This window comes from Thalassospira sp. CA1, from assembly GCF_059052855.1.
In genome coordinates this window covers 316,443-334,222 of record NZ_JBZCIA010000001.1, presented here as the reverse complement: position 1 = coordinate 334,222, position 17,780 = coordinate 316,443, and the positions used below count along the sequence as shown (strand labels likewise).

The following is a 17,780-nucleotide window of genomic DNA, read 5'->3' as shown; positions in this document are numbered from 1 at the left end:
TCGGATGAATTGACAGAAGACGGTTTAAAACCCATGTTGAGCACTCACCAAGGGGAGCCCCGATAAGGGGGCTGAGAAACTGCCGCGCAGTGACCCTTTGAACCTGATCCAGTTCATACTGGCGTAGGGACGGTGCGAACGCGGATCACGACGTTCTCCATCTTTCCGACTTCGAACTGGGTCTCCAAACGCAAAGTTTCTGCATTGGAGCCTCGACATGACGACCGAAATTTCCCAGACCGCGACCGATCTTTTTGAACGCATGCGCGCGACCAATCCGTTGGTCCAGTGCATCACCAACTATGTTGCGATGAACTATGCCGCCAATGTTTTACTAGCCGCTGGCGCCTCACCCGCGATGGTTCACACACCAGATGAATCCGGTGAGTTTGCCGCGATTGCCGGTGCGCTGACGGTCAATATCGGCACCCTTTCGCCCAACTGGATCGAAGGCATGATTGCCGCGGCCAAGGCGGCCAATAAAGCTGGCAAGCCCTGGGTACTTGATCCGGTGGCGCATTTTGCCACCGGGTATCGCCGCGAGACCGTGGCAGCGCTTTTGAAACTCAAACCCACCGTCATTCGCGGCAACGCATCGGAAGTCATTGCGCTTGGCGGCGGTCAAAGTGCCGGTCAGGGTGTCGATAGCGGCGATCCGGTTGAGCAGGCCGAAGAAGCCGCACGCGGCCTTGCCATCGTACAAGGTGCCATTGTTGCCGTCACCGGCGAGGTTGATTTTGTCACCGATGGCAAACGATCCGTGCGCATTGCCGGTGGATCGGACCTGATGCCGAAAGTCACCGCCACAGGTTGTTCGCTGACGGCGCTTGTTGGTGCCTATCTTGCGGTTGCACCGGATCAGGCGTTTGAAGCCACCGTTGCCGCCCTTAGCAATTTTGCCGTGGCCGGTGAAATTGCTGCCAAAACAGCAAACGGCCCGGCTTCCTTCATGACAGCCTTTATCGATGGCCTGCATCACCTTGATGGCGCGACCTATGCCAAAAAACTTCGGATCAATGTTCTATGAAGTCGTTTGATCTGTCGCTTTATCTCGTACTTGATCCCGATCTCTGTCGCGATCATTCGATGGTGGAAACCACGATGGCCGCGATTGCAGGCGGTGCCACCCTCATTCAACTTCGCGATAAAAAGGCCGGGACCGAGGGCCTCATTCGCGTTGGTCGGGAATTGATGAAGGCGATGGAAGGCACAAACGTGCCACTGATCGTGAATGACGATATTGATGCCGCCATTGCCATTGGCGCACATGGCCTGCATATCGGTCAGGATGATCTGCCTTCGCAGATTGCCCGCGACCGCCTTGGCCCGGACAAGATCATCGGCCTTTCGATTGAAAGCGAAGACGTCGCGCAAAAGGTGGACCGCACGATTGTCGATTATGTCGGCATCGGCCCGATATTTGCCACCGCGACCAAGCCCGACCATAAACCGGCAATCGGATTTGACGGGCTTGAAAAACTGGTGCGGATGGTCGGCCTGCCATCGGTTGCGATTGGAGGGCTTAAGGGTGAACACGCCCTGCCGGCGCTTGAAAGCGGTGCGAACGGCATTGCCGTTGTCTCGGCGATTTGTGGGCAGACTGATCCCGAACAGGCCACCGCATATATCGCTAAAAAACTTAAATCAACGCGGGCCTATCTGTCGCAGTAACCTTGGGCTTTCGCGGTTCCGATCTGCAATGATCAGGGCTGTTATAGGGCGCAAAACGCATGGCTGTTGCGCCCAAATAACAATGACCGGCACGGAAATGCCCCATTTGCGCCGTTAATTTTTCGGCTTCGTAGCGCAAGTTATCAGGCATCAACCAAGAACAACCGCGCGAGGAAGCCATGCTGAGATCTCTGCGTAGTAAGCCGGTTGCCATTGCCCTGATTGGGCTTATGACGATCACGACAGCCGGGCTGGCTGCAATCAAGGTCGCACCCAAACCGACCACCGACAGCGTTACCATCCATTCCGAAATGGTTCGGGGTGAAGTGACGCTGCGCCACCCGGATGGCACCATCGCCATCAGGCGTGATTGCGTGCGGTTCCCGTGCAAGATTGACATCTCGTCGCTTGAACGCGGGGACTACGATGTCACACTGACAAATGGCGACGAAAGCCAGAAGATGGTAGGACTCTACAAAGAGTAGGCATTCCGCCTGCCCCACGATCCAAACCGTTCAAATTTTTCCGGAAAATCCGGGAACGTTTTGATGGCCTGAATGTTCATCATATATCGAACCATTCAAAGGTAATGTGGCGATGCGTTGCATAAACGCTCGTGCGTGCTAGATAAAGTAGCACGGGTAACGACCCGGACGCGCCAGTCGTCCCGGCAACAAAGGTTTCCAAGATGTTGCACGGGATTTTCACTTTTATCGACGGCCCAAAAAGGGATATGTTGCGTTACCGCACAGATTAATAATGAAAGTCGAGGAACTGTATCATGGCACTTGAACTCCCAGCACTTCCGTACGCATACGACGCGCTTGACCCGTATATGTCGGCTGAAACCCTCGAGTTCCACCACGACAAGCACCACAATGCTTATGTCGAAACCGGCAACAAACTGCTCGAAGGCAGCGGTCTTGAAGGCAAGTCGCTTGAGGAACTCGTTGTTGCGACCTATGGCGACAAGGACAAGGCCAAGCTGTTCAACCAGGTCGGTCAGCACTGGAACCACATCGAGTTCTGGAACATGATGAAGCCGAATGGCGGTGGCAACATCCCGGGCGAACTCGAAAAGAAAATCGTCGAAGACTTCGGCTCGGTTGATGCTTTCAAAGAAGCGTTCACCACCGCCGGTGTTGGCCAGTTCGGTTCCGGCTGGGCATGGCTGTCGATGAACAAGTCGGGCAAACTGGTCGTTTCGGGCACCCCGAACGCTGAAAACCCGCTGGTTCACGGCATGACCCCGCTTCTGGGTTGCGATGTTTGGGAACACTCCTACTACATCGATTACCGCAACCGTCGCCCGGACTACATCAAGGCGTTCCTCAACGACCTGGTGAACTGGGAATATGTTGCAGAGCGTTTCTCCAAAGCTGGCTAATCAGCCGACGCTTTGAGACTGAATTACAAAAAGCGGCTCCTTCGGGGGCCGCTTTTTTGTGCGCGCAATACAAACAATGAAAAACCCCGCCGGCAAACCGGCGGGGTTTGGATCGAACATAATCAGACGTGTGATCAGATGTCGAATTTGATGCCCTGAGCCAGCGGCAGCTCGCGGGAGTAGTTGATGGTGTTGGTTGCGCGGCGCATATAACCTTTCCATGCGTCCGAACCGGATTCACGACCGCCACCGGTTTCTTTTTCACCACCGAAGGCACCACCGATTTCCGCACCGGACGGGCCGATATTGACGTTGGCGATACCGCAATCGGAACCAACCGAGGACAGGAACAGTTCGGTTTCACGCAGATCTGTCGAGAAGATGCAGGATGACAGGCCCTGCGGGACGTCATTCTGAAGCGCGATGGCTTCTTCAAGGTTCTCGTAGGTCATAACATACAGGATCGGTGCGAAGGTCTCGTGGCGGACGGTCTCGGTCTGGCCCGGCATTTCAACCACTGACGGGGTGACATAGAACGCGTTCGGGTATTCCGATTCCAGGGTACGTTCGCCGCCATGCACGGTCCCGCCGTCTTTCTTGGCATTGGTAAGCGCGGCCTGCATGTTGGTAAAGGCTTCCTCGTCGATCAGCGGACCAACCAGAACACCATCGGCCAGTGGATCGCCAATCTTCACCGATTTGTAAGCCGCAATGATTTTCGGCAGCAACTGATCCTTGACGTCCTTGTGAACGATCAGGCGACGAAGCGACGTGCAACGTTGACCACAGGTACCAACAGCGGAGAACACAACCGCACGAACGGTCATATCCAGATCCGCCGACGGGGTAACGATCATGGCGTTGTTCCCACCAAGTTCAAGAATGGTACGGCCAAAGCGCTGCGCAACACGCGGGGCAACTTCGCGGCCCATGCGGGTCGAACCGGTGGCTGAAATCAGCGCGACGTCGCGGCTGTCGGTCATGATTTCACCGATTTCACGATCACCCACAACGACCTGATGCAGGTTAGCCGGTGCATCACCGAATTTGGCAATCGCCTTTTCCAGGATCTTCTGGCAGGCAAGGGCAGTAACCGGGGTCTTTTCCGACGGTTTCCAGATCACGGCGTTGCCGCAAGCCAGTGCAAGCGCTGTGTTCCATGCCCACGGCGCAACCGGGAAGTTAAAGGCGGTGATCAGGCCAACAACACCCAGTGGATGCCAGTTTTCCATCATTTTGTGGCCCGGGCGTTCGGACGCGATGGTCAGACCGTAAAGCTGGCGCGACAGACCAACTGCGAAGTCGCAGATGTCGATCATTTCCTGCACTTCGCCAAGACCTTCCTGATAGATCTTGCCGCATTCAAGCGACACAAGACGGCCCAGCGGTTCCTTGGCCGCGCGCAGTTCTTCACCCAGAAGACGGACCAGTTCGCCACGACGCGGACCAGGAACCTGACGCCATGCGCCAAATGCCTTTTTGGCATTGCCGATAACATCGGTCATCTCGGCCGGGGTGGTTTCGGTGACACTTGCGAATTCCGAACCGTCAACCGGGGTCTGGACACTGAGGGGGCCATTGGCAATCTCTGCTTCGGACAGACCAAGTTCGGTCAGAATGGATTTGTAGCTCACAGTAAAACTCCCTTCGTTTTAAACTTTCCGGCGCGGATCACCGGCAAATTCGATCTCTGTTCAATCCCTGATATCCGCCACCTTGGGCAGCAGTTTGGCGATGATGGCAAAGGCCTCATCAACCTGATCAAACGGAATGGTCAAAGGTGCCAGCAGGCGCACCACATTGGCGTGCTCACCACTTGGCATTAACAATAGCCCGTTATCACGGGCCAGTTGCAACAAGCATTGCAGACGTTCGGGTGACGGTTTGCCGTCATCTGCAATCAATTCAAAGGCACGCATAGCGCCAATCCCGCGCATGTTGCCGATCACATGCCCGCCGGGCAGATCGCGCAACCATGCGATATGGGTGGCGTATTTTTCACCAAGCTGTTTGGCACGGGCGGTCAGCTTGTCGGTTTCCAGAACCTCAAACACGCCGGTCGCTGCCGCACACGCCACAGGATTGCCGGAATAAGTACCGCCAAGCCCGCCCGGGGCCAACGCATTCATGACATCCTCGGCACCGGTGATGGCGGCCAGCGGAAAGCCCCCGCCAATGCCCTTGCCCATAACAAGGATATCGGGCGCAACACCGGCATGCTCAATGGCAAACAGCTTGCCGGTTCTGGCAAAGCCCGACTGGATTTCATCGGCAATCAATACCATGCCGTTTTCATCACACAGGCGGCGCAGGGCGACAAGAAACGCGCCATCCGCCGCACGAAAACCGCCTTCGCCCTGAACGGGTTCGATCACCACCGCCCCGACCGATGCCGGATCGGCGGAAACGGCAAACAGCTTGGCGATGGCGGCCATCGCATCATCAACAGATACACCGGTTTCGGGGCAAGGATATGGCAGATGCCATACAGGCCCCGGCAACGGACCAAGTCCGGTTTTATAGGGTTTGGTTTTACCCGTCAGCGCAAGGGTCGCAAGCGTCCTGCCATGGAAGCCGCCCTCAAAGGCGATTACGCCGGTGCGGCCGGTAAAGGCGCGCGCAAGCTTCAACGCATTTTCCATCGCCTCTGCCCCGGAATTGGTCAGCATCGATTTTGCCGGACCTTCAATCGGGCAGCTCGCCGCCAGCCATTCGGTCACCGCGACATAGGGTTCGTGCGGCAACGCGTTATAGCAGCTGTGGGTAAAGCGTTCGCACTGGGCGGCAACGCGGTCCATCACCACCGGATTGCGATGCCCGACAGTCAAAACACCGATCCCGCCAATAAAATCGATATAGCGTTTGCCTTCGACATCCCATGCCTCGGCATTGAGCGCGCGATCAAGATAGACCGGATGCACATTGCGCACCCCTGCCGATACCGACGCGATTGCGCGGTCGCGCATCTGCGTGCTGTCCTGGGCTGGTTTGGTGTTTTCGTCACGGGGCATGTGGGGCTGCTCCGACCTTTTTGTTGATGATTTAAATGACGTTCAGTTCAAGCACCGGCGCGTTGTCGCGAATGCGTTCATAGCCAAACACCGACAGATCAAGGGTTTCATAGCCGTTTGTTGCGATCAGTTCAGCAATACCACGACCGACCGCCGGGCTTTGTTGCAGGCCATGACCCGAGAACCCGTTGGCAAAGATAAAGTTCTTAACGTCCGTGTGACGGCCCAAAATCGCGTTCTGATCGAGCAGGTTATAGGAATAATGACCCGCCCAGGCATTGACGACCTTGATCGCCTCAAACCGTTCACACCGCTCATACAGGCCGGGCCAGATGATGTCGTCAAACAGGCTGTGATCGACGTCGAAATCCCAGCATTCCGGATCGCGATCCTTGGTCGGGGCAATGCCGGTAATAAAGAACTCGCCTTCGGGGCGGACATAAAGTCCGCTTGGGTCAATCAGCATCGGGCAGGACGCGTTGATGTCTTCCGCGTCCCGGCAATTGAATACAAAGATGCAGCGTTTGCGTGGCTCGACCGGAATTTCAAGGCCGGCCATCCGGGCGACCTTTGATCCGCCGGTGCCCGCCGCATTGACAAGCTGGCCACAGCCAAAACGACGACCGTCCTTAAGAACCACACCCGTAACCTGATCACCATCACGCAGTACCTCGACGACTTCGCCGTCAATGTAATCAGCACCACGGCGACGTGCCTGTTTGCGAAATGACTGCATCAGGCAATAGGCATCAAACCAGCCTTCGCCAGTGCGTCCCCAGCAACCAGCCGCCAGATCGGATGTGTTCATCCACGGGTATTTCGCGGCCAAATCATCGGGCTCCATCCAGATAATGTCACCGCCAAACTCGGTTTGCGTCGCATGGTTCTGACGCAGGATATCGCGGCCCTGATCGGTTGCCAGAATAAGATAGCCCTTTTCATGCAGGGCAATGTCGACGTCGGGATCAAGGTCGCGGTTCAGATTACGCAGGAACTGAATGCCATAGGCTGACATTTCAATATTGATCGGGGTCGAGAATTGCTGACGGATTGAGGCCGCCGAAAGTGCAGTCGAGCAGAACTCGTAGGTCGAGTCTTTCTCGATCACCAGAACCCGGCCCTTGAAATCATCACGGCCCGTCAAATGCCATGCGATGGAACTGCCGATAACCGCCCCACCGACGATGATCACATCATAATTTTCGTCAACAGAACCCATTCTTGCCTTCTACCCGATGCAAATTGTTACTTTCCGGCCATTGATGAACCGGCATTTTGCGGTGGTGCGCTGGAAACCGTTACCCGAATGAAGGGGGAGCCATCCTTCCAAAACATTCCAAAGTAACAGCATTCCAGCGCGGTTGGCTTTCAGCCCAAACGCTTCTTGGGGTGGCGCGAGGAGGCTTTGAACCGTTTAAAACCGTACGCCTTGGCTGCAAAGCAAACAAACGATATATTCGCACCATATCATTCCGTTTTGTTATGAACTGGTTTTGCCATGCGTCGCGTCCTGCCATCCCTTACCGCCCTGCAATTCTTTGAAAGTTCGGCCCGTCATCTGTCTTTCACCCGCGCGGCAGAGGAACTGAATGTCACGCAAAGCGCAATCAGCCGTCAGATCCGTGCGCTTGAGGAATATCTCGGACGGGATCTTTTTCGCCGCGTGATGAAACGCCTGAAACTGACCGCGGCAGGTGAAGCCTATGCCGCACAGGTCCGTGACCTTCTCGATCGGGCAGAGGCCGCCACACTTCAGGTCATGGCTTATTCCGATGCGGGCGGGATGCTTAATGTCGGGACGCTACCAACCTTTGGCGCGCGCTGGCTTGTTCCGCGCCTTGGTGATTTCAAGGCAACCTGGCCGGACATTCAGCTCAATCTCATTACCCAGACGCGGGAATTTAATTTCGACCGCGAAGGTATTGATATTGCCATTCACTTTGGTGAAGACAACCTGCCGGGCTGCGTGACGCACCGTTTGATGGGGGAAACCTTGATTGCAGTCTGTGCGCCCAAGCTGCTTAAGGAAAATGACGATCTGCCGATTGCCCGCGAACGCGTGCGCAACTGTACTTTGTTGCAGCATTCCACCCGCCCGCGTGCATGGCAGGACTGGCTGGCGGCCACCGGCGTTGCCGTGGTCGATGAACTGGCTGGCCCCCGGTTTGAGCATTTCCATATGGTCATTCAGGCCGCTGTGGCGGGACTTGGACTGGCACTTTTGCCGGAATTTCTGGTGCGTGAAGAACTTGAAAACGGGCGTCTGGTCGCACCGTTTGATGTGTCGATCCCCAACCAGCACGCCTATTACGTGGTTTATCCCAAGGAAAAGGAAAACAACTTTGCAGTCCGCGCATTTCGCGACTGGCTGATTGCGACCTGTCGCACCGAACAGGATGACCGTGCCATCCCGTCGGGCACCGCTGCCTGACCCTTACCGAATTTAGTTAAACGGTTGGCGACCTAGTCCGCGCCAATCTTTGCGGACGATCCTGCACGCATCGCTGCACAAAGTTGCACCGCCACAACAACAAACAGGAAGTAGAGTGCCACTTGCCAGTCGCCCAGAAGGTCATGCAAGGCCCCGAACAAAACTGGCCCAATGGCCGCAAACAGATAGCCCACCGATTGCGCCATGCCCGACAGTCGTGCCGACGTTTGCGGATCTGCTCCGCGCATGCCGACAAGGGTCAGGGCAATACTGATCATGCTGCCTTGTCCAAGCCCCATGCATACTGCCCAGACATACGGCAATTCGGTGGTGGCAAAGACGAAGCCCGGAATGGCGATAATCAACGGAATATGCAGCACCAGCATCGCCAGTTTCTTGTTGGCAATCCTCGAATAAATCAGCGGCGCACCAAAGGCGGCCGGAATGCCAAATACGTTAAACAGGGTCAGAAGGGTCGCGGCTTCGGCCTCGGAAATGCCGTGATCAATGAACACTTTGGCGACCCAGGCCGTGCCGGTATAGAACATCAGCGACTGACAACCAAAGAACAGCGCCAGCCACCAGGCTTCGACATTTTTCCAAAGCGAAATACGCGCAACCGGTGTCGGCGCCGCTCCGACATGGCGATAACGCAACATCGGCAGCCAGCAGACAAAGGCAATCGCGGCAAACACCGCCCAAACACCAAGCGACCAGCGCCAATCGCCGTCCGCCGCATTTCGGATCGGGATCGAAACAAATGCCGCAGTCGTCGCGCCACTGGACATGGTAAAGGTGTAAAGGGCAGTCACCAATGCCACATGGGTCGGAAAACTGCGCCGTACCAGTGATGGGGTCAAAACATTCAGAACCGCAATTGCCGCCCCCAAAATGATGGTCCCGACCACCATGATGTCATAGGCCCCGCTCGCGCGAAGCCCCTGCCCGATGGCGATGAACAGCAACATCGTCAGCAGGGTCGCTTCGAGACCGAATTTCTGCCCCAGACGCGGTGCAAACATTGAAAGCACGCCAAAGCTCAGCACTGGCAGCGTTGTCAACAAACCAAGCTGGGTCCCTGAAAGCGACAGATCTGTACCAATGATTTCCGCCAACGGCCCCAAACCGACAATGCTGCCGCGCATGTTCGCCGCCAAAAGCAAGATCGCCAGCAAAAATCCGATATGCGCCCCCAAATGATGGAAGCCACGCCCGGCATTAGATGCCGCATTCTTTCCCGGCGTTGTCTTCTCGGAAGGATTGGTGTGTGGGGCCGTCTTGTCAGTCATCTGGATGATCCATGTTGTGTCGCGATGGTGGCGCGGACAGAAATTTAGGTGAGCATAAATTCAAAAATCGGGCTTTCAGACCGCAACAACACCCCACAATACCCGGAGCGCAACCAGCACAAACAGGATGGCAATGATCCGCTCAATCCAGGCAGCGTGATCGCGCAACCATGGCAACACCGCCCCGTGCGACAATCCAACGGCGACAAGGCAATACCACGCCCCGTCGATTACAGCGGCGGTGAACGCCAGAAGGAACTTGCCGCCCCATTCAAACTCGGGCGAAACAAACTGGCTGAAAAGGGCCAGGAAAAACAGGGCGATCTTGGGATTGAGAAACGCAATCATGAACCCGTCGCGGGCGGCCTGCAGGATCGATCCTGATACCTTGCCTGCACTATCGACATCAAACTTCGCACCCGCCTTGGAACCCCGCCACGCCTTGATTGCAAGCCAGATCAGATAAAGCGCACCAAGGATACTGACCGCATTGTGAAAGACCGGTACCGTCTGAAACAGAATGCCAAGTCCGGTCATGGTGATCACAGCATAAAAGCCGATACCCAGTGCATGCGCCAAGGCGCAGGCAAATCCGGCCTGGCGGGAATGACCAACAGAATAGCGCAATACAACGGCCAGACTTGGACCCGGTGTCATTGCGCCAAGTACACAGATGGTTGCAACCGACAACCAGGCGGCGAAGCTCATAACGTTTCCTTTGGGTGACGCAGGTTTAGTCCCGCTTGGTTTTATCGAAAGCTATCTGCTTGCCAGAACCGTTTCAACGGAAATGAACTGTCGCTATGATGCGCATCCGCGCCAACCTGCCACCTGAACACAGCATTTCGTAAAATACGGTTTTAAAACATGTTTCTGTTGCTCAAGAATGCCAACGTCTTCGCCCCGACGCCGCTTGGCATCAACGATATCCTGATCTGTGACGAGAAAATCGTCGCCATTGCGCCGGATCTGGTGGTTTCTGTTCCGGCCGAAATCAAGACCATCGACCTTGGCGGCAAGATGACCGTACCAGGCTTTATCGACGGACATGTCCATCTGATCGGGGGCGGTGGCGAAGGCGGATTTGCCACGCGCACGCCTGAAGTTGCGGTTGGCAAACTGATCGAAGCTGGCATCACATCCGTTTGTGGATTGTTGGGCACAGACGCCGCAACCCGCCACATTGCGTCGCTGTATGCCAAGACCAAGGCGCTTCGAACCGAAGGCATTTCTGCCTGGTTCTTCACAGGTGGTTATCGCTTGCCGTCACCAACCCTGACCGGCAATATCGGTGATGACGTGACGTTTCTGGATGCCTGTATCGGTTTGAAAACAGCGATTTCAGATCACCGTAGCAGCCAAAGCACGGTTGAGGAGCTGGCCCGCATCGCATCCCAATCGCGCATTGGCGGCATGACATCAGGCAAGGCCGGATCGGTTGTGGTTCATCTGGGCGATGGTGACGGGCACTTTGATCCCCTGATTGCTGTGATCGAGCAGACCGAAATCCCGATCGGCCAGTTCATCCCGACCCACGTCAACCGCAAGCGCGCCTTGCTTGATGCCGCCAAGCTCTGGGCAAAGTGTGGCGGCAATATCGATTTCACCACCGGGATTGATGCCGAAGCCGATCCCAAGGGGGCTACCAAAACATCGACCAGCATTGCCGAATGCCTGGCCGATGGCGTTGCGCTGGATCGCATTTCAATGACATCGGATGGCAACGGGTCACTGCCGGATTTTGATTCCGATGGCAATATGATCGGGCTTTGGGTGGCTGGCTTTGAAACCGTACCGCGCGAATTTGCCGATCTGATCGAAGTCGAAAAGCTTGATATCCCGATCGCCTTGGCCCCGATTACGATCAATCCGGCACGCATGCTGGGCCTTGCGGCACATAAAGGCCAGCTCAAGGTCGGTTATGATGCCGATATCCTGGTTTTCGATGATGCTTCAACCCCCGATAGCGTCATTGCACGCGGAAAACCGGCCATGATTGCCAAGGAACGACTGCTCCGCGGTACTTTTGAGGATTAATTTGGTCTTTGGACCGGATTACGGCAGGTAAAAAGGCACCAGAAACCAATAATTTGCGGATTTGGTGCCTTTTTGTCGTCATATCTGCCCCAAATAGCCCCCAATGCGGCCAAACCTCGTGCCTATTTCCCCGGCAAGCTTTGCGATCAGACACAGGTCCATGAATGACTTGTGCCCAAAAACCTTGGAAAGGACACGAGAGATGCGACAGACAGCCATGATTTTGGCCGTTGCAAGCGCATTGGGGCTTTCGGCTTGTAGCGGATTGAATGACCGGGACCAGAAAATGCTGAGTGGCGGCGCGATTGGCGCCGGTGTGGGTGCTGTTGGCACCGTGATCACCGGTGGCTGTGTTACCTGTGGCGCGGTAATTGGCGGCGCGGTGGGTACCGGTGCGGGCTATATCATGCACGAGAATGAGAAGGCCCGGAAATGATGAAACGGATCATTCTTCTGGTCGCTGCATTTGGCCTGACCCTGCCTTTCGCTGCACCTGCGCCCGTTAAGGCCGATCCGCCGTCATGGGCACCTGCCCATGGCTATCGTGCCAAGCAGCACAAAGGGCACAAACGCAATTATAGCCCCCACGGTAACGAGCTTTTTGTCGCCGACGGTGGTTTCCTGCGCTGTAACCGTGATGTGGTTGGTGCCATCATTGGTGGTGGCACAGGCGCGGTTCTTGGTTCAACCATCGGCAAGGGAAGCGGCCGGGATGCGGCCATGATTGGTGGTGCCATTCTTGGCATGCTCAGTGGCTACTCGATTGGCCAGAGCCTTGATCAGGGTGATCTGGCTTGTACCGGCTATGCCTTGCAGCGCGCCCCTGATGGGCAGGCCGTCCGGTGGCAGAACCCCGATTCGGGCCGCAACTATAATGTTGTTCCGACCAGTAGCTGGCAAAATGCCCAGGGACGCTATTGCCGTGAATATAGTGCAACCGCCAATATTGGTGGAAAACTGCACAAAACCTTTGGTACGGCATGCCGTCAACCTGATGGTTCCTGGCAGATCGTGTCCTGAGAACCAAAACGCGCCAAGCATATTTCAATCTGGGGCCATGCCCCGCAAAAAGCCCGGCAATGCCGGGCTTTTTTTTGTACGTTATCTGATACGTAGCGCATCTTAAATTATTTCAATTCAATGCCTTAAAGGTGGCCATACTCTCGCATCCGTTATTTGTTTTACGTTAACGTCACTTTGCGTTACAGTCCTGTCATAATCAAAACAAAAATACCTGCTGACTGAGGGAGGCGTTCGTGGATGACATCCTCGAAACCGTAAAAGAAAAACTGCCGCAACTGCGCGGTCTGAATGCTGTCGTCGCCTTCGACTGTGGCGATGATGGACATATCGTAATTGATGCCACCGGCGACGAGCCGGAAATCAGTGATGATGATCCGTCCGATGCCGATTGCATTCTCAAGATCAAGAAAGCCAACCTCGAAAAGCTGATCGCCGGAAAGCTTGACCCGATGCTTGCCTTTACCATGGGCAAACTGAAGATCAAGGGCTCCATGGGTGTGGCAGCAAAGCTGTCATCGATGCTCGACTAGCTTTGTCGGTATGGTCTGTTTGACGAGGGAAACATGCGTAATCGCATCGCAAAAGGCAGCATATCGGCCCTGATTGCCGGCTTTACGATTCAATATGCCACCGCGTCGCTGGCATCCGGATCGGAAATGCTCAATTTCCGCGTCCTCAAGGACGGGGAACCGATAGGTTATGAAACCGTCGAAATTGCGCCAACAGCAAACGGTCAAACCGTGACGATCAAAACGCTGACCGATTTGCGAGTTTTGTTTTTGAAGTTCCATTACGACCATCAGCGTACCGAACAATGGCAGGACGGAAAGCTGGTCTCGGTCGAAACCACCACCAATGATGACGGCACACACTACACCTGGCAGGCCAGCTATGACGAAGATTGTTATGCGCTGGCGGGCAAAGGTGTCGTGAAACGCGACGCCTGTGATGCGGCCTGGCCGCTGACCCTGTGGCATGAGGATGTCACGGGTAAAACCGATCTCTTTAGTGTCATCAATGCCGAACCCTACACTGTGCACACGCAAAGGGTTGGCGAAGAAAGCGTCATGGTCGAAAGCCGGGAAACGCCGGCAGTCCATTACGAAATGTCTGGCGATGTCGAACGGCACCTCTGGTACGGCACCGACGGCAAACTACTCAAAACGAGTTTTAAAAGGAAGGGTTACGACATCGATTTTATCAGGGTCGATGCGATAAACCCTCAGCAATAAAAGCGGGCGTTTTAAATCAAAGATTTGAAACGTTTAAAGATTAGGGAGAAACAGATGTCCTACTTCAAGAAGAGCTGCCTTTGGGGTGCAGCTTCGGGTACTGCACTTCTATGCGCACTCGCTAGTGTTGGCACCGCGCAAGCGTCCGGTTTTCAAGTCCGTGAAACCAGCGGCACCCTTCAGGGTTCAAGCTTTGCCGGCATGACCACACTGTCAACCGACGCATCGACGATGTCCTACAACCCAGGCACAGTTGGGCAGTACAAAGAAACCAGCTATAGCGCAGGTATTACGGTCATTCGCCCGGTGGCGAAAGCGACCAACACCGTTGCAACCAATGGCGCACGAACGGTGATCGCACAAACCGGCGGTGGCTACAAGGATATGGCACAGGATGCTGCGGTACCAAACGCACATGCTGTCTGGAAGCTAAACGATCAGATCAATCTCGGTGTTTCGATTACGGCACCTTGGGGTCTCGTGACCGACAACGATTCAGATTTCGCCGGACGCTTTTTTGGTACGACATCAAAAATCAAGACAGTAAATATCAAACCAGTTGTTGCCTATCGTTTCGACAATGGGCTGAGCATTGGTGCGGGACCGCAGGTTCAAAGATTCGAGGCCGCCCTTAGTAAAGCCGTTCCGTCGCTTGGTGGCGCCGTTGCAGAGGGTAACTCTACGATTGAAGGCGACGACATCGGCTACGGCTGGACAGCCGGGATGAACTGGGAAGTCACGAAAACCACCCGTGTTGGTCTTTCTTATATCTCCGAGGTTGAACATAAACTCAAAGGCGATATCACCTTCGACAATGCCGCAAAAAACTTGGCCACGCCCTACACGGACCGAGATGCAAATGCCAAGATCACCACGCCGGAGTCTATTGCTTTCGGTATTTCTCACGACCTGTCTGATAAGTGGACTGTCATGGGTGACGTGCAATGGACCAACTGGAACTCAGTTGGCGATCTAGTCTTTAACTACAGCGGCCTGATTAACTCCGCCTCGACTGCCACTGGTAGTACAACTGAAAATTATCAGTGGGGAACGTCGTGGTTTGGTGCCCTCGGTGCACGTTACCAGTATGACGAAAAATGGTCGTTTACCGGTGGCGTGGCCTATGATGAGACCCCGATCCAAACCCGTAACCGCAATGTGCGCTTGCCGGATTCAGACCGATACTGGGTCTCATTTGGCGCAACATACAAGGCTGCTGATTGGGCTGATGTGACACTGGGTTATACTCATATCTTTGCTGATGAAGCACGCGTAGATCACGCGTCTTCGCTCGTTGGTAATTATGCTGCCGACTACGAAGCCAAAGTCGACATCATCGCGTTGCAGGCGAATTTCAAGTTCTGATTTGCTATACTGTCCGATGCGAGGTGCTATGGCGCACCGCATCGGGCTCCCTTTTTTGCCCGCAAAGTGACGTTAACGTAATGGAGTTAACGCAAGTGAACAAAGTGAACGTCCAAGAATCCCCGATCCTGCGCGATGGCGTTGATATTAGCTCGCCGGTAAGAACCTGCCCGGTCCATGAGATTTTCGATAAAGCGGCGGCACGGTTTCCGTTGCGCCCCTGTCTGGATTTCCTCGGTCGGGTCTATGATTACAAGACCATTTCCGAGCAAATCGACCGTGCTGCCGAAGGCTTTAAACAGCTTGGCGTGCGCAAGGGTGACAAGGTCGGGCTGTGTCTGCCCAATACGCCCTATTACGTGGTTTGCTATTACGCGATCCTGAAATGTGGCGGCGTGGTCGTAAATTTCAATCCACTCTACGCCAAGCGCGAAATCGCCTATCAGATCGAAGATTCAGGCTGTCGCCTGATGGTGACGCTGAACCTCAAACAGATCTATCCAAAGGTCGCGGCATGCCTTGATGAAACCTGCCTCAAGCGGATCGTGGTCTGCGAAATGAGCGGCATCTTGCCGCCAGTTAAAAGCGTTCTGTTTTCGCTGTTCAAGCGCAGCGAACTGGCCGATGTGCCGACGGATCTGCGTCATATCCCCTATTCGCGGGTTATCGGATGCAAACCGATTGATCGCGTGGTGGATATCGATGTGAACGATCTGGCGGTTCTGCAATATACCGGCGGCACAACCGGGCGCCCGAAGGGTGCGATGCTGACCCATGCAAATCTGAGTGCAAACGTTGATCAGCTAACCCGCTGGATGCCAGACGCCAAACCGGGCCACGAAGTGACCCTGTGTGTTTTGCCGTTCTTCCATGTCTTTGCCATGACAGTTGCGCTTAACACTTCGGTTAATCTGGGTGCGGAAATGGTGTTGCAGCCCCGCTTTGAGTTGGGTTCCCTGATCAAGGCGCTGGACAAGAAAAAGGCCACCATCTTCCCGGGTGTTCCGACGATCTATACGGCGATCAACAATTCGCCGGAAACACTCAAATACGACCTCTCACACATCCGTTGCTGCATTTCGGGCGGTGCGCCGCTGCCGGTAGAAGTCAAACACCGGTTTGAGGAGATTACCGGCTCCAAGGTGGTTGAAGGATATGGCCTGTCAGAAGCCAGCCCGGTCTGTAGTTGCAACCCGCTTAAGGGTGAGAACAAGGAAGGCTCGATCGGGCGACCGTTGCCCGGAACCGAGATCGAAATCCGGTCGCTGGATCGGCCTGATACGGTCGTAGCGCTCGGCGAAAAGGGTGAGGTCTGTATTCGCGGCCCGCAAGTCATGCCTTGCTACTGGCAAAACGAAACGGCCACCAACGAGACATTTGTCGATGGTTGGTTGCGGACCGGTGATGTCGGTTATCAGGATGAGGATGGCTACACCTTCCTGGTTGATCGCCTGAAGGACGTCATCCTGTGCAGCGGCTACAACGTTTATCCGCGTGCCATTGAAGAAGCACTTTATCTGCATGACAAGGTTGCCGAGGTCACCTGCATCGGAATCCCCGATCAATATCGTGGTCAGGCGCCAAAGGCGTTTGTTCGCCTGAAAGACGGTGTCACCGATGTGACCGCCGAAGATCTGCGGGCATTTCTGGATGACAAGATTTCAAGAATCGAAATGCCGCGCGAAATCGAAATTCGCGAAGAACTTCCCAAAACCATGGTCGGCAAACTGTCGAAAAAGGAATTGGTCGAGGAAGAACGACAAAAGAGGGAAAGAAATACGGTTTAGTTGCAATGCGTTGGCGTCACGATACACACACTGAAAAAACTTAAGTGACGTTAACGTAAACTAATTGACGTATACTGAAAAATAGATACCATAAGGGGCGAACAATGACAAAAATTGACGAACGGTTTTATACCGTTCCCGAACTGGCCGACGATCTTGGCATCACGCCGCGCACCATCCGGTTTTACGAGCAAAAGGGGCTTTTGAACCCGCAGCGTGCCGGTACCACCCGGGTCTATACCCGACAGGATCGCGCCAAACTGCTCCTCATTTTGCGGGGCAAGCGACTGGGCTTCAGCTTAAGAGAGATCGCGGACTACCTTGATCTTTACGGCGCAGACCCAACCCAGGCAGAGCAGATCAAAATGCTGCTGGAACGCGTTCGGGAACGAATTACTGACCTGGAAGAACAGCGTCAGGCACTGGACGTCACTTTGGATGAACTGCGTGATATCGAACAGCAATCGGTTGATGCACTTAAAGAAAAGGGACTCAATCCGGTATCGTAACAAGTTGCCCGGATCAGAGGACAGCTCAGGAAGGAAGA

Annotated in this window: 18 protein-coding genes and 1 riboswitch; of the genes, 13 read left to right on the top strand and 5 right to left on the bottom strand. The window is 54.9% G+C overall.

Annotation, left to right across the window (positions count from 1 at the left end):
* The first annotated feature begins 40 nt into the window (after positions 1–40).
* Positions 41–147: riboswitch (TPP riboswitch) on the top strand.
* 70 nt (positions 148–217) lie between these two features.
* The 4 genes from thiM to AC5Q5A_RS01610 all read left to right on the top strand — a co-directional run bounded on the left by thiM (position 218) and on the right by AC5Q5A_RS01610 (position 3,058).
* Positions 218–1,027 (top strand): hydroxyethylthiazole kinase, encoded by an 810-nt coding sequence (thiM, locus tag AC5Q5A_RS01625; RefSeq protein ID WP_493894103.1) that lies wholly within the window; start codon positions 218–220, stop codon positions 1,025–1,027.
* The gene (gene thiE, locus AC5Q5A_RS01620) at positions 1,024–1,671 is read left to right on the top strand and encodes a thiamine phosphate synthase (protein ID WP_493894102.1); all 648 of its coding nucleotides are present in this window, start codon (positions 1,024–1,026) and stop codon (positions 1,669–1,671) included. The genes thiM and thiE overlap by 4 nt, the downstream gene beginning before the upstream one ends.
* Positions 1,672–1,850: 179 nt before the next feature.
* Positions 1,851–2,156 (top strand): hypothetical protein, encoded by a 306-nt coding sequence (locus AC5Q5A_RS01615; RefSeq protein WP_008888602.1) that lies wholly within the window; start codon positions 1,851–1,853, stop codon positions 2,154–2,156.
* Positions 2,157–2,452: 296 nt separating this feature from the next.
* A complete protein-coding gene (locus tag AC5Q5A_RS01610; protein ID WP_064780125.1) occupies positions 2,453–3,058 on the top strand; it encodes a superoxide dismutase in 606 nt (201 codons plus the stop codon).
* A gap of 134 nt (positions 3,059–3,192) precedes the next feature.
* Here AC5Q5A_RS01610 and amaB read toward each other — a convergent pair whose 3' ends face one another.
* The 3 genes from amaB to AC5Q5A_RS01595 are packed head-to-tail and all read right to left on the bottom strand — an operon-like array spanning position 3,193 to position 7,288.
* Positions 3,193–4,692: an L-piperidine-6-carboxylate dehydrogenase gene (gene amaB, locus AC5Q5A_RS01605; protein WP_493894101.1), complete on the bottom strand. Its 1,500-nt coding sequence runs from the start codon at positions 4,690–4,692 to the stop codon at positions 3,193–3,195.
* Positions 4,693–4,752: 60 nt separating this feature from the next.
* Positions 4,753–6,069, bottom strand: coding sequence for an aspartate aminotransferase family protein (locus AC5Q5A_RS01600; RefSeq protein WP_493894100.1), 1,317 nt, complete (start codon positions 6,067–6,069; stop codon positions 4,753–4,755).
* Between the two features lie 31 nt (positions 6,070–6,100).
* Entirely contained in the window at positions 6,101–7,288 is a 1,188-nt protein-coding gene (locus AC5Q5A_RS01595) for an NAD(P)/FAD-dependent oxidoreductase (protein ID WP_493894099.1), read from the bottom strand.
* Between the two features lie 279 nt (positions 7,289–7,567).
* On the opposite strand from AC5Q5A_RS01595, the gene gcvA reads away from it, so the two are divergent.
* Positions 7,568–8,500, top strand: coding sequence for a transcriptional regulator GcvA (gene gcvA, locus AC5Q5A_RS01590; protein ID WP_493894098.1), 933 nt, complete (start codon positions 7,568–7,570; stop codon positions 8,498–8,500).
* A 32-nt stretch (positions 8,501–8,532) separates the two neighbouring features.
* Here the strand turns inward: gcvA and AC5Q5A_RS01585 are convergent, their stop codons facing one another.
* Complete coding sequence (locus tag AC5Q5A_RS01585; RefSeq protein WP_493894097.1) at positions 8,533–9,789, bottom strand: CynX/NimT family MFS transporter; 1,257 nt, start codon at positions 9,787–9,789, stop codon at positions 8,533–8,535.
* Between the two features lie 75 nt (positions 9,790–9,864).
* Positions 9,865–10,497, bottom strand: a complete 633-nt coding sequence (locus AC5Q5A_RS01580; protein WP_197146233.1) for a LysE family translocator — start codon at positions 10,495–10,497, stop codon at positions 9,865–9,867.
* Between the two features lie 159 nt (positions 10,498–10,656).
* On the opposite strand from AC5Q5A_RS01580, the gene iadA reads away from it, so the two are divergent.
* The 8 genes from iadA (at position 10,657) to AC5Q5A_RS01540 (ending at position 17,742) form a co-directional block, all read left to right on the top strand.
* Positions 10,657–11,826, top strand: coding sequence for a beta-aspartyl-peptidase (gene iadA, locus AC5Q5A_RS01575; protein ID WP_493894096.1), 1,170 nt, complete (start codon positions 10,657–10,659; stop codon positions 11,824–11,826).
* 202 nt (positions 11,827–12,028) lie between these two features.
* Positions 12,029–12,262, top strand: coding sequence for a YMGG-like glycine zipper-containing protein (locus AC5Q5A_RS01570; protein WP_008888617.1), 234 nt, complete (start codon positions 12,029–12,031; stop codon positions 12,260–12,262).
* A complete protein-coding gene (locus AC5Q5A_RS01565; RefSeq protein ID WP_064780132.1) occupies positions 12,259–12,846 on the top strand; it encodes an RT0821/Lpp0805 family surface protein in 588 nt (195 codons plus the stop codon). Before AC5Q5A_RS01570 ends, AC5Q5A_RS01565 begins: the two co-directional genes overlap by 4 nt.
* 236 nt (positions 12,847–13,082) lie before the next feature.
* The gene (locus AC5Q5A_RS01560; protein ID WP_064787820.1) at positions 13,083–13,379 is read left to right on the top strand and encodes an SCP2 sterol-binding domain-containing protein; all 297 of its coding nucleotides are present in this window, start codon (positions 13,083–13,085) and stop codon (positions 13,377–13,379) included.
* 126 nt (positions 13,380–13,505) lie between these two features.
* The gene (locus AC5Q5A_RS01555; protein WP_493894095.1) at positions 13,506–14,081 is read left to right on the top strand and encodes a DUF6134 family protein; all 576 of its coding nucleotides are present in this window, start codon (positions 13,506–13,508) and stop codon (positions 14,079–14,081) included.
* 54 nt (positions 14,082–14,135) lie between these two features.
* Entirely contained in the window at positions 14,136–15,446 is a 1,311-nt protein-coding gene (locus AC5Q5A_RS01550) for an OmpP1/FadL family transporter (RefSeq protein WP_063086512.1), read from the top strand.
* 95 nt (positions 15,447–15,541) lie between these two features.
* The gene (locus AC5Q5A_RS01545) at positions 15,542–17,233 is read left to right on the top strand and encodes a long-chain-fatty-acid--CoA ligase (protein WP_493894094.1); all 1,692 of its coding nucleotides are present in this window, start codon (positions 15,542–15,544) and stop codon (positions 17,231–17,233) included.
* 104 nt (positions 17,234–17,337) lie between these two features.
* On the top strand, positions 17,338–17,742 hold the full coding sequence (locus AC5Q5A_RS01540) for a MerR family transcriptional regulator (RefSeq protein WP_493894093.1): 405 nt from the start codon (positions 17,338–17,340) through the stop codon (positions 17,740–17,742).
* Positions 17,743–17,780: the final 38 nt, after the last annotated feature.